This is a genomic window from Endozoicomonas sp. SCSIO W0465, assembly GCF_023716865.1.
Lineage (GTDB): Bacteria > Pseudomonadota > Gammaproteobacteria > Pseudomonadales > Endozoicomonadaceae > Endozoicomonas.
Map to the genome: position 1 here is coordinate 7,114,191 of NZ_CP092417.1, position 12,810 is coordinate 7,127,000.

11 protein-coding genes are annotated in these 12,810 nt (G+C 47.0%); 8 read left to right on the forward strand and 3 right to left on the reverse strand.

Annotation, left to right across the window (positions count from 1 at the left end; translation table 11 throughout):
* Nucleotides 1–171 precede the first annotated feature (171 nt).
* Nucleotides 172–960 carry a YafY family protein gene (locus tag MJO57_RS32170; protein WP_252021751.1) on the reverse strand — a complete coding sequence of 263 codons (789 nt, stop codon included), beginning with the start codon at nucleotides 958–960 and terminating at the stop codon, nucleotides 172–174.
* A 468-nt stretch (nucleotides 961–1,428) separates the two neighbouring features.
* Here MJO57_RS32170 and MJO57_RS32175 point away from each other — a divergent pair, with 468 nt between their 5' ends.
* The 4 genes from MJO57_RS32175 to MJO57_RS32190 all read left to right on the forward strand — a co-directional run bounded on the left by MJO57_RS32175 (nucleotide 1,429) and on the right by MJO57_RS32190 (nucleotide 6,377).
* Entirely contained in the window at nucleotides 1,429–3,171 is a 1,743-nt protein-coding gene (locus tag MJO57_RS32175) for a class I SAM-dependent DNA methyltransferase (RefSeq protein ID WP_252021753.1), read from the forward strand.
* Nucleotides 3,172–3,218: 47 nt separating this feature from the next.
* Nucleotides 3,219–4,556 (forward strand): transposase, encoded by a 1,338-nt coding sequence (locus MJO57_RS32180; protein WP_252017304.1) that lies wholly within the window; start codon nucleotides 3,219–3,221, stop codon nucleotides 4,554–4,556.
* A 148-nt stretch (nucleotides 4,557–4,704) separates the two neighbouring features.
* Nucleotides 4,705–4,935 carry a restriction endonuclease subunit S gene (locus tag MJO57_RS32185; protein ID WP_252021754.1) on the forward strand — a complete coding sequence of 77 codons (231 nt, stop codon included), beginning with the start codon at nucleotides 4,705–4,707 and terminating at the stop codon, nucleotides 4,933–4,935.
* An 80-nt stretch (nucleotides 4,936–5,015) separates the two neighbouring features.
* Nucleotides 5,016–6,377 carry an ISNCY family transposase gene (locus MJO57_RS32190; RefSeq protein WP_252017318.1) on the forward strand — a complete coding sequence of 454 codons (1,362 nt, stop codon included), beginning with the start codon at nucleotides 5,016–5,018 and terminating at the stop codon, nucleotides 6,375–6,377.
* Nucleotides 6,378–6,556: 179 nt separating this feature from the next.
* On the opposite strand, the gene MJO57_RS32195 is transcribed toward MJO57_RS32190, so the two are convergent.
* Nucleotides 6,557–8,215: a transposase gene (locus MJO57_RS32195; RefSeq protein ID WP_252021755.1), complete on the reverse strand. Its 1,659-nt coding sequence runs from the start codon at nucleotides 8,213–8,215 to the stop codon at nucleotides 6,557–6,559.
* Nucleotides 8,216–8,302: 87 nt separating this feature from the next.
* Here MJO57_RS32195 and MJO57_RS32200 point away from each other — a divergent pair, with 87 nt between their 5' ends.
* The 4 genes from MJO57_RS32200 (at nucleotide 8,303) to MJO57_RS32215 (ending at nucleotide 11,740) form a co-directional block, all read left to right on the forward strand.
* On the forward strand, nucleotides 8,303–9,064 hold the full coding sequence (locus tag MJO57_RS32200) for a restriction endonuclease subunit S (protein WP_252021756.1): 762 nt from the start codon (nucleotides 8,303–8,305) through the stop codon (nucleotides 9,062–9,064).
* A gap of 39 nt (nucleotides 9,065–9,103) precedes the next feature.
* Nucleotides 9,104–10,674 (forward strand): IS3 family transposase gene (locus MJO57_RS32205; protein WP_252017319.1). Its coding sequence is split into 2 segments (ribosomal slippage): nucleotides 9,104–9,578 and nucleotides 9,578–10,674, totalling 1,572 coding nucleotides; the frame shifts between segments, so codons are not numbered across the junction.
* 15 nt (nucleotides 10,675–10,689) lie between these two features.
* The gene (locus tag MJO57_RS32210) at nucleotides 10,690–11,181 is read left to right on the forward strand and encodes a restriction endonuclease subunit S (protein WP_252021757.1); all 492 of its coding nucleotides are present in this window, start codon (nucleotides 10,690–10,692) and stop codon (nucleotides 11,179–11,181) included.
* The gene (locus MJO57_RS32215; RefSeq protein WP_252021758.1) at nucleotides 11,174–11,740 is read left to right on the forward strand and encodes a DUF4917 family protein; all 567 of its coding nucleotides are present in this window, start codon (nucleotides 11,174–11,176) and stop codon (nucleotides 11,738–11,740) included. The genes MJO57_RS32210 and MJO57_RS32215 overlap by 8 nt, the downstream gene beginning before the upstream one ends.
* A 2-nt stretch (nucleotides 11,741–11,742) precedes the next feature.
* Here MJO57_RS32215 and MJO57_RS32220 read toward each other — a convergent pair whose 3' ends face one another.
* Entirely contained in the window at nucleotides 11,743–12,801 is a 1,059-nt protein-coding gene (locus tag MJO57_RS32220; RefSeq protein WP_252017920.1) for a transposase, read from the reverse strand.
* Between the last annotated feature and the right edge of the window lie 9 nt (nucleotides 12,802–12,810).

Here is a 12,810-nt window from a genome sequence, read left to right on the forward strand (position 1 = left end):
TGAATCAGAAGACTCTGGTGAACATGGACTGATTTACCAACCCTTCAATCTTGGTGCTAACGAGGGTTTTCTGACAGGCACTAAGTAACCGGGCCGGCGTTCCAGTGAGTAATTGCAGCCAACAAAGCAGCAACTTCATTCAATTAACAATATGAAGCCCTGCCTTCTTGTTCACCCTGAAAGACAGCCTGATTTTACTCCCTCTCCAAAGGTGAATCGAGCTTCATCACTGTAAGCCTTCAGATCGAAGTCAACGGGTCGCTCAAACGACAGCGATGTAGAACGGGCTGAGATCATCCTGTGCAAAGCGAGAATTCGATCATCCTCATACCCCTTGAAACGGCAGACCAAATACAACCGTGGCCCTTGCTGAGCCAACCCAAGTGGCATGATCGATTTCTCTTTTACATCACCACCCGCATTCCTGTAGGTAAGTTCCAGCCAGCAGTTGTTATAGAGAGCACAACTGACCTGGTTAAACACTTCTGGATGAAGCTCTGGCGGCAATAATGGCTGTGTCTCAGGTGCCACAACCACTTTGGATAACCACTGAACCTCCTTCGTTGGATCCTGGGTATGGCTTATATTCCGGTTGGCCTCTTCAAAAAAGCCAGACATGGAATCCATCAGGCTACTTGGCAACAGGTTCTTCAACGTCTTGTGCGCCATTTGCAGGATCAGCGACTCCTGAATACTCAGGGAGTTCACCGTAAAACCTACCGCCTGCTGGCTCCACCGGTAACCGTAAGGCTTACTGCGATCATCCATATCAATCGGGAAATGACTGCTCTCTACCAAAGACTTCATATGCCGCTGAATAGTGTGGATATCCCGATCCAACCCGATCTCAGCCAACTGCTGCTTCAGCTCCAGGGCAGTGATCCACCAGCTTTTGGGGATTCGCTTCAGCAGCTCAATAATGAGAATGGTGGTTTCCAGGGAGGTTTGCCGCTTATTCATCTTATTGTCAGGCTCCATAAAATGGATGTACGATAGAAAGCACACCTCAATGCTCTTCCGCATCGCTTTCTCAGCTCAGAAACCCATCATAAAACACCCCTGCGACGAGTTGTGTCGCATGCAAACCAAAAATTGAATTTTTTTTCTAAACAGTACTTCGCAAATACACGACTACCACCTATCACCTTACAGGCGTACAATGACGACCTTCCCAAAAACTCCCCTTCGAGCTATCTGGTCCCATGCTCCCCGGCCTCAATTTCAGGTAACGGTAAATCCACGGGCGGTAGCGTGGGGGAGGCAGTAAATCGCCTTTATTTATTGTTTAGGTGTAATTTATTGCTAAAAAAATATGAAATTTCAGCGATAAATTCTGAAAAATTGAGCCAAGCCTCAGCAGTCATCTTGGCGTTCAGCATCTTCTGATCTTTCACCTGCTTCCTTTCTGAACCTACCTACGGCCAATCTATGAACACCACTGAACAGCAGTTCCTTAAGGCACTGGACGATAAGCTATGGAAAGCTGCGGACAAACTGCGCAGTAATCTTGATGCCGCCAACTACAAGCACATTGTGTTGGGTTTGATCTTTCTGAAATATGTGTCGGACGCTTTTGAAGAGCGTCAGGAAGAACTGAAAGCTCTCTTTCAGAAAAACGACGATGACAATATCTACTACCTGCCCCGGGACGATTTCGATTCCGACGAAGATTACCAGCAAGCCATTGCCGATGAGCTGGAAATTCTCGACTACTACCAGGAGAAAAACATCTTCTGGGTGCCGAAGCATGCCCGCTGGAGCACACTGAAAGACACCGCCACCCTGGCCATCGGTTCGGTGATCTGGCAGAACGAACAGGGGGAAGACGTTAAGCTGCGCTCCATCTCCTGGCTGATCGACAATGCCCTGGATGAAATCGAAAAAGCCAACAGCAAACTGAAAGGCATTCTCAACCGCATCAGCAACTATCAGCTGGATAACGAAAAGCTGATCGGCCTGATTAACAGCTTTTCAGACACCAGCTTTCGCAACCCGGAATACCAGGGCGAAAAGCTGGAACTGCACAGCAAGGATATCCTTGGCCACGTTTATGAATACTTCCTCGGCCAGTTCGCCCTGGCGGAAGGCAAACAGGGTGGCCAGTACTACACGCCGAAAAGCATCGTCACCCTGATTGTGGAAATGCTGCAACCCTTTCAGGGGCGGGTGTATGACCCGGCCATGGGCTCCGGTGGTTTCTTTGTCTCCAGTGAGAAGTTTATTGAGGAGCACGCCAAAGAGCGGCATTACGATGCCAGCGAACAGAAAAAGCATATCTCCGTGTACGGTCAGGAGAGCAACCCCACCACCTGGAAGCTGGCGGCCATGAATATGGCGATTCGGGGCATCGACTTTAACTTTGGCAAAAAGAACGCCGACACGTTTCTGGATGACCAGCATCCGGACCTGCGCGCCGATTTTGTGATGGCCAACCCGCCGTTCAATATCAAGGATTGGTGGCATGCCCGGCTGGAAGAGGATGTGCGCTGGCAATACGGCACACCGCCCAAAGGCAACGCCAACTTTGGCTGGATGCAGCATATGCTCCACCATTTGAACGACAACGGTTCGATGGCGCTGCTGCTGGCCAATGGTTCCATGAGTTCCAATACCAATAATGAAGGGGTGATTCGCCGTAAGCTGATTGAGGCCGATCTGGTGGAATGCATGGTGGCACTGCCGGGACAGTTGTTTACCAATACGCAGATTCCTGCCTGCATCTGGTTTCTGACCAAGAACAAGCAGGGTAAAAATGCGACCGCCAAGGATGGCGGAAGTGCCGAAAATGCAGGAGCAATTTCCGGCCAAGTGGATCGTCGGGGCGAAACGCTGTTTATTGATGCCCGTAATATGGGCTTTATGAAAGATCGGGTATTGCGGGATTTCACCCGGGAAGATATTGCCTCGATTGCTGACATGTTCCACGCTTGGCAAGAAGGTAAGGATTACGAAGATAAGCCTGGTTTTTGTTTTGCCGCATCTCTTGAAGATATTCAGAAGCACGACTTTGTTCTGACGCCGGGGCGTTATGTCGGCGCTGCTGAGCAGGATGATGACGGTGAACCCTTAGCTGAAAAGATGATTCGTTTAACTGGATTGCTTCAAGAGCAGTTTTCAGAAAGTGATCGATTAGAAGAGGAGATTAAAAAGAACTCGACTTTAGAGTTTTAAGAGCACAATAGTTCCGGCGCATAATCTGCTAAAAGCAACCATCCCCAATGACGAAATTCGAGATGGTTGCCATGCTCACTTCAGATCATCAAGTAATCCTCAGGGAGCTCGCTTCATATACAACCTTTCTTGCTGGAGCGCTATCATCAACTGCAGTACCAACGTTCTGCGAACTGCTGTTCGGTTGCATGCTTTCAGCCGACGGCTTTGTTACACAGGCGTTGTTAACAATTGATTTTCATTGTGTGTGGAGCAGCTACCACCACTGGCTATCTCAGGGCAAGTGGCAATGGAAGAACTTGGCACGCCACTTGATCCGTCTGGTCTGCTCCAAAGCTCCTGAGAATCAACCTGTGGTCCTGGGGCTTGATGACTGGGTAATCGAACGGTTTTCCGACAAAGCCCCTGCTTGTCGTACACATCATCAACACAGCAAGAAACGCAATCGGCCGACGTACATCTGGGGGCAGTGTTGGGTTTCCCTGGCCATCATATTTGAGCGGGCTGCAGATGAAGTATTTACCGCCATACCGGTGATCTCATTTCCGACACCAGCTTCAGGTAACACCAGCAAACTGAAAATTGCCGTGGCCATGCTCAGGGTGGTACGCAATGAAGTGAAGGATCGAGTGCTACGCCTGCTAACCGATTGCTGGTATATGAACTGGACACTGATAAAGCCAGCTCTGGAAATGAACATAGAAGTTGTTGGTCAGATACCTTCAAATCGGGCCCTCTATGCTTTGCCGCCAGCACCCACCGTAAAGAAGCGAGGGCGCCCAAAAAAGTACGGCATCAAGATGACGACAGAACAGGTTAAGAAACTGCCGGAAGAAAAAGCAACAGTATGGATGTACGGCAAATTTCGCAAAATACGTTATCGTACCCTGATCTGTCGCGCCAGATTCCTTAAAGGTCGTGAAGTACGCGTCGTCTGGAGTCGCTTTGAAAATGACAAAGGTCTGACCGAAAGCAGAATATTCATCTCGACCAATCCGGAACTTGAGGGACTGGAGGTGCTTCGTGCCTATTCCCGGAGATGGCCGGTAGAGCCAATGTTTCACCAACTCAAACATGCTTTTGGCTGTTGCCATTTATGGCAGCAGAAATTGCGAACACTGCTTCGATGGATGCATTTGAAAATGGCAGGCTATGCATTATTGCAGTTATTAACCGTTTGTAAAAATCAGGCATGTCTGAATATTTCTCGGATACCCTGGAGAAGCCCGGATACAACCACTGCAGGCATGATGAAAATTGCTCTTTCAGGAATTATTCCGAGGTTCTCTATTCGCAAGGGCTGGAACAGATATAAGCAAAAATATGAGTTCAATTTTCGCGATCTGATCGACCAGTTAATACCGGATAATTCAGAAGCAGCATAACTAAAGGCTTTTAGGCAAAAAACGGAAGTAATAACGAACTTGGAAAAACAGTTCACTGATTTCGGCTTGCTTCACTATAAAAAGCTGACCGAATTATCGTTTTATACAGACTCTAAAGTCGAGAAAAAGAACTTGCAGGGGTTAGGTTATGTGTGCTGATTGGCCTGTAAAAAAGCTTTCTGATGTGGCTGAGTTTCTCAATTCGAAAAGAATTCCATTAAAAAGCCTTGATCGAGCTAAAAGACAGGGTGAGTATCCATATTATGGTGCTTCCGGGATTGTTGACCACATTGATGACTATATTTTTGATGGCACTTATCTAGTTCTCGTCCAAAAACACAACCAATTGAAAACTGTAGATTTTATCCTGAAAAATTAAGTGGAGCCCTACTGCTATCTGGCGACTAAACTTCCCAAGAGCAAGAAACATAAGGGATTGCCAAAAACAGAGGACTCCAAATGCGCAAAAAACGCAACCCGCAGTGTAGTATGGAACTCCATTACGTACCTCATGAAATCTGCTCCCAGCTTTCCGGTATCTCGCAATGGCTTGACGCCCATCCACAGTTCAATGACTGGATTTATGAGGACTTAAGTTCTGGTGATAAACAGAACACTGGGCGGAACGGACTATCAGCAGAATCCGTTCTTCGTGCGGCACTCCTGAAACAGTATTTGAATTGTGATTATGACTACTTGTCGTTTGTTTTGATGGACTCCATGCTCTTTCGAGACTTTTGTCGCCTCGAACCAAACCAGCGCCCCAGTCGCTCCAGTTTGCATGGGCTCATCAGCCTTCTTACTGCATCTACATGGGAACGGATTAATAACTGTCAGCTAATGACCGCTAAAGATCAGGGTATTGAAAAAGGGCGCACTGTGGCTATTGACAGCACAGTCACCGAATCGGATATCAAACCTCCTTGCGACAGTGATCTTTTAGCCAGTTCCGTTAAAGAAATTTGTCGGCTGCTGGAACGGGGACAAACACTGACAGCGACACCGCTTTATGAATATACCCATCACAACCGAGCCGTAAAAGATGCGGCCAGAAAATGCATCTACGCTGGCAAAGAAGAGCGGCATCAGCATTATAAAAAACTGCTGCAGTTGACCCGAAAATCCCGGAAGGTACTTATCGAAGCTACTGTCACGCTAGCAAACGCCCGTCAGCAGGGGCAGTGTCTCCTGGCTGATGATGCCGACAAGTGGCAGGCCGATGTGGATCACCTGTTACCCCTGGTGGATGCAATAGTCTCCCAGACAGAGCGCAGGGTCTTTAAGGGTGAAAAGGTGCCAGCCCAGGAAAAAGTGGTTAGCCTGTATGAACCCCATACGGATATCATCGTAAAAGACAGGCGGCAAGTACAGTATGGCCATAAACTGAACCTGGTTCAGGGAAAAAGTCGATTGATCCTGGACCTGGTTATTGAGGAAGGTAACCCAGCGGATTCGGACCAATTCATTCCGATGATGGAAAGACAAAAAGAAATTTATGGTCGTGTACCTCGCCAGACAAGCGGTGACGGCGGATACGCGTGTCGCGCTAATTTGGAAAAAGCCAAGGCCATGGGAATCAGCGATGTAGCTTTTAATAAGAAGCGCGGACTTGAAGTCGAAGAGATGACTAAAAGTCAGTATGTGTATAAAACGCTCTTTCGCTTCCGGGCAGGTATTGAAGCGGGAATTTCGTGGCTAAAGAGATGTTTTGGGCTATCACGTTGCCACTGCAAGGGTTCTGAGCGTTTTGATTCTCATTGCTGGTTATCGGTGGTCTGTTACAACCTGGTGATTCTGGCCAGACACCCGGCACCATCCTGATAGCCACCTCCACGCTACATGAAAGTACCTTTCCAGCATGGTGGGAGGATGTTTTCTGCCTGCTTTTCGCGTTTTTCTCCAATATCCGTCCCAGATTAGAGAAAAAAAGGGAAGAGTTTTTGCGGCTCTCTGGAATTTCAGGAAATATCAAAACGCACGTACAATCTAATTGTAATTTCTCAAAAACTGCTGGCAGCACCACACGGAAGATGACGTGAAGCCTCCTCAATCAGGTTACTCAATCTCGGAAATAACCCATCGCCCATTAGTCGGCTTTTCAGATAATCCCAAAAAGAGAGACCATACAGGCGACACGTTTTTTTCAGGCTGGCAAAGGTGTCGCGACATTGCCGCCCCAAATCGCTTCGCGTCCCACTACTGATCTTTCGTCGTTTAACATATTCTCGTATCTGACTCTCGCTCAGGTTGTTGTGCAGCGGTAAGCTCGGGTCATCCAGAACCAGTAATAGCTCTTCCTTGATTACAGCCAACCCTGACAGAGCATCCTGAAGAAGCCCACTGCACGTTTGGGTTTGGATCAGCGCCTGGAACCCCTGTCGTACTTTTATTGCCTTTTTTTCAGTTGGCTCTGTCTTGAAGTCTTTAAGGTCATCGTAAATGGCCCAGAACCATGTCCGAAGCCATTTCTGAGCCATGGCCTGCTGATCATTGACCGGATGAACTTTTGCCAGCCCTCGCTCTGCATGTATCCAGCACTGGCTGTGTTTGAAAACGTCGAACTGCCTTGCCCCATCACTGAAGGTGGTAAGATGTCCTGCTCCATGCTGTATCAGGCTGCCATAAATCATGGCTTCACTGGCCTGCTGGCGCCGTCTACCAGTTAGTCTCAGGTCTTTCATACATTCTTCCCAGGCTTCATGGCTCAGGAAGGTGACGCCTCTGTATGGATTAAGAACGCGTAGCCACTTTTTGGGGTAATCCAGTTTTTCCAGATAGATCAAGGCATCGTCGGTGAACGTGTAAGTTGACCATGGGCGGTGCAGTAGGCTTACGAAATTTTCCCGGCTTTTGCTGTCTGTGCTCTCGAACCAGGCAAAGGACTCGTTATTGATGATGGTGCAGTAACCGTTCTTCCCCTTATGCCTTGTTCCCGTGTCGTCTGTCTGGATATAACTTGAACAGCGAATACCTGTAGTCAACAGCTCATCTTTCTCAGCATGGAACTGCTCGTGTCCTTTCGTCAGAAGCTGGCTGAGTTCCCCGCTGGAAATAGAGATTCCAATGTCCCATAGCCAGTCCAGCAGTTCTGGCTGGGTAACGGAGCAACCATGATACTGGTGCAGAACGTAGGCCTGCAGCATTGGCCCGTAATGATGTCCATGAAGGCTGGCTGGCGGTTTGGCCGTAATGGTTTGTCCATCGGGTGTCACCCATTGCTCTAAAAGATATTCAATACTGGATGTTTGTATTGTCAGTTCCTGAACATGAAAAGGGGTGGTTCCATTCCTGATTGATCCCTCCGGAACATCAGTGGCAGCAATGGGTATGGATTTTTCCGCCGATGGCTTTCGGGGCTGTTTACGCTGCTTTCTGGTTTTCTCGTTGGGCTTCTTAACCTTCTGCTTTGACGAGGTGTCTGGGCTGGCTCCATCGTTACCCTCAGGAGCGGATGGATCTCCATCAGGGCTGCCGGTGTCATCATCGGGAGGTTTGGTGTTTGGTTTGATGTCAGGCTTTGCGGGCAGTTTTTTTAGACGACGAATCTCTGCTTCAAGCAATTCTATCTGCTCATTGAGCTGAATGATCTGCTCTTGCTGCTGAGTGATGAATCTCAGTAGATCTTCAGGTTGTAACTGCTGGTGTTCTAGAAAAGCCATGGTGAGAGGATAGACGACTGACCGAAATTATCCTGCTTCCAGCACTTTTTGAGAAATTACATCTAATTATGATTGCCTGATGCGTTTTTGGACGAGAACTATCTACTTATTTCAGAGGATGGTGAAAACTTACGAACACGGAATACTCCAATTGCTTTTAAGGCTAAGGGGAAGTTCTGGGTAAATAATCATGCTCACATACTTGCTGAAAAAGAAGAAGGCATCCTTGATTATTTAGAATATTATTTTTCAAAACTGGATATCAATCCTTACATTACTGGGGCTGTTCAGCCAAAGCTAAACAAAGCTAATCTGGACTCCATTGGGTTACCAATCCCTCCAAAAGAGGAAAGATTGGTTATTAACAAAGTCCTGAATTCATTTACGCATAAAATCGAAGTCAACAATAAGGCCAACCAAACCCTAGAAACCATCGCCCAAGCCCTCTTCAAAAGCTGGTTTGTCGATTTCGATCCGGTAAAAGCCAAACTATCGGTATTGGCAGCAGGCGGCAGTGCCGAAGAAGCCGAACGGGCAGCCATGTGCGCCATCTCCGCCCGAGACGAGGCAAGCCTGAACACCCTGCAAACCGAACAGCCTGAAGCCTACGCCGAGCTTGCTCGAACGGCTGCACTGTTTCCTTCTGCTATGCAGGATTCAGAGTTGGGTGAGATTCCGGTGGGGTGGAATATTTCAAGGCTTCAGGACTGCTGTATTCGTGTAGAAGCTGGAGGAACGCCAAAGCGAAGTGAAGCTTTATATTGGGGTGGTAATATAAAGTGGCTTTCGTCTGGCGAAGTTCGCAATCCAATTGTCCCCCTGTGTCAGCATAGTTGTCGCCTCTCCTGAAATTAGAAATCTCAACAGGGGGCGGTCTATGAGTAATCAATGGCCCGCTATTCAGAAGAGTTCAAAGAGTCCATCATTCAGAAGATGATGCCACCCAATAATGTGCCAGTTTCGCAGTTGGTACGTGAGACTGGTATCTCTGATGTGACCCTGTACACTTGGCGAAAGAAAGCAGTATCTAAAGGAGTGCCTGTGCCGGGCGACGGAAAGAATCCAGATCAATGGACAACTGAAAACAAGTTAGCCGTAATCATTGAAACGGCTGCGTTAAATGAAGCAGAAATGGCTGAATACTGTCGTAAAAAAGGTCTGTTTGCTGAACAAATTCAGCAGTGGAAGGCTGCCTTTATTAACAGTGTTTCTGTCCAGCCTGAAAGTCAGTCAAAACAGCGTAAGGCGCTGTCTGACGAACACAAAAAAGATAAGAAAACCATCAAAAAGCTTGAGCGTGAACTCAATCGCAAGGACAAGGCGTTAGCAGAAACTGCTGCCTTGCTGGTACTCACAAAAAAGGCCCAAGAGATCTGGGGGGCGCCAGAGGACGATTAGTCTCTCTCCCGGATCGACAAAATGCTGTTAGCCTGATTAAACAGGCAGTTAAAGATGGGGCTCGTCAGTCAAAAGCCTGCAAAGCCCTTGGTCTTACAGAAAGAACTGTACAACGCTGGATGCAGGGTGATGACGTGCGCGCAGATAATCGCAAAAATGCTGACAGGCCAGAACCGGTTAACAAGTTTTCTGAAGCTGAGCGACAGGCGATTGTTGACGTCTGTAACAGCGAGCGGTTCAAAAGCCTTCCGCCCAGCCAGATTGTGCCCACATTGTTAGATGAAGGTCTCTATATGGGGTCTGAAAGGACATTTTACCGGGTGTTGGAGGAAACAGGGCAACAGCATCATCGGGGCAGTGCTGCCAAGCCAAACAGGTATAAGCCAACGTCCTGGTGTGCTACCGGACCCAACCAGGTCTGGTCCTGGGATATTACCTATCTGCGCTCTCCGATACGGGGGCAGTTTTATTACCTGTACCTGGTGATAGACATCTTTAGTCGTATGATTGTTACATGGGAAATTCATGAAACCGAATCAGCTGAGCATGCATCAGAAATGATCACTAAAGCCTGTATCAAACAGGGAATTGCAGCCTTGGAGTGGCCACTGGTTCTGCACTCAGATAATGGTAGTCCCATGAAGGGTGGCACTATGCTGTCAACACTGCAGCGTCTTGGGGTCGTGAGCTCATTCAGTCGTCCCCGGGTCAGTGATGATAACCCCTTTTCCGAGGCCATATTCAGAACCCTGAAATACCGCCCTGGTTATCCGCGCACGCCATTTGCTGATCTTGAAGCAGCACGTAGCTGGGTGCATGGTTTTGCCCAATGGTACAACGAAGAGCACAAGCACAGTGGGCTGAAATTTCTGACACCCGGGCAAAGGCATCGTGGTGAAACCAAGGTGCTTATGGCTAACCGCAGAAAGGTTTATGAACAAGCCAAAGAACGTCACCCAGAGCGCTGGGGAAAGAGGTCAACAAGGAACTGGGATCTGGCTGATGAAGTCTGGTTGAATCCCGACAGACCTGCTGATGATCAACTAAGCAAAGCCGCTTAAGTTGAGGCGACAACTATGTTGACAAACACCGTTGTTTTAGATACTAAAGAAAAAATAACAGAATTAGGGCTTCAGAAAAGTACTGCAAAGTTGTGGCCAAAGCATTCAACTATTGTTGCAATGTACGGTGCTACTGCTGGCCAAGTTTGCCTTATTTCACAAGAAATGGCGGCTAATCAGGCATGCTGCGCGCTAATACCTAAACAGAATTACAGTACATACATTTTCTTATCTGCAAGAAGGTCTATTGAGGATTTGGCCAGCAAGGCATCAGGCTCTGCTCAACAAAATCTAAATAAATCACTTGTTTCTGAGCACAGGGTAATTAATCCAGCAGAAAATATACTGAAAAATTTTGAAAAGAATATTTCTAGTTTAATTTCTAAGTGGGAAAAGAATATCGAAGAAAGCAGGGCGCTTGAATACACAAGAGACACCCTTCTCCCCAAGCTCCTCTCCGGCGAAATCTCAGTTAAAGATGAAGTGAAGGAAGCCGTATATGGCTGAAATACTTAATTGGAATGAAATCAAAGAAGAGTTTCATCAAGGTTCACTTCTGCTTGGAAATGGCTCCAGTATTGCCGTTCACGAGTGTTTTAAATATGAATCTCTATATGAGAAGTCTGTTGAACTTGGATATTTAACCGAGAACGTTCAAGCGGTATTTGAAAAGTTCGGTGTCAATGACTTTGAACTGGTTCTGCGTCGATTATGGCAAGCCAAACTTGTCAATGAAGCTCTTGATCTACCAAGAGGTGAAGTGGAAATAGCATATGAAAAGGTCAGAAATGCACTTATTTCCACGGTACGAGAAACACACGTTAAATATGATGATGCCCGTCTGCACTTGCAAAGCATCTACAAGTTTATGCAGAGCTTCGAGACGGTTATATCACTAAACTATGACCTTATCGTTTATTGGGCTGCTCAATACGGAAATAGAGAGTTAGGCACTTGGTTTAAAGATTGTTTCCATCGGTCAGAATTTAGAAATGATTGGAGAAATCTTCGAATCCCTTATAAAGCCAAAAGAGCAACATTATATTTTTATCCTCATGGTAACTGAAGTTACGCAGCTAACAGCTCTCTCAGCTGCCCCAACGAAGCTTTCAGCCCTGCCATATAGATTTTGGCTCTGAGCTGAAAGTGATTCAGATTTACTTTCAATGACAATACTTCCAACCTGAAGGCTGAGTAAATTGAAAGAAAGATATGATTACTCTGTGTTCTCACAGTATGCGCCGGTGACTTGGCCATTGACGCATTCGATTTCAGCGTTTTATGGAAGACCTCGACTTTCCACCGTTTCTCGTAGATTGCCTTGAGAGTCTCGGCATCACAGTCAAGATCGCTGCAAACCAGATAGAGAATGCCTGTGCTTCCGTCTTTGTTTTTAAAGACCTGACGGTATAGCAGAACAGGGAAATCGACACCTGCTATCCACCCTTGTACAGGCTTATCTTCTGAAAAATCAACAGTATCTATACGCTGTGAACGGCCTTGTAATTTGTCGTCCAGACTGAGGGATACCTTGCGGTTTGACTTCATCGCCATCAGGAAATGTTTATTACAGTCGTGTCGAATAAACATCATATTGTCGTTTGAGCAAAACCAGCTATCTGCAAGGACATAGCGGAACATAAGCTGGTTATGGCAGCAAATCATCAGCATCTCCCGCATCATTTCATTTTTGGTTTGCTCTGCATATCGTCTTACCTTTTTTGTCTTCAAGTCGGTGTACAGGATGGTTTTCTCGATCAATTTATAGGCGACAGGAATCGACGCATCTCCGGCATGGTAGTGTGCATTGAGCAGATTTATACCTTTCACGGTGCGATTTTTTGTATGATCAAAATGCCAGGTGTTCAGGGCATTCTCTTTGCTGAACTGCTTTTCCTGAATCGTATCGTCAAAGATCAAAACCCCATCACTGCACTCAACCTGTCGCACGACGGGTTTAACGTAAAGCCATAAGTCACGACTGGTAAACTCATTGTTTGAAAGCAATCGGGTGAATTGGTCATGACTGTAGACATTATCCAAAAGCTCTGACACTCCCGTTGCAGTGGTCTTCCCAGACGACGACAACAGGTAGTCAGAATAAAGTTCTATGAGATCATTTTTCATGCCACCAAT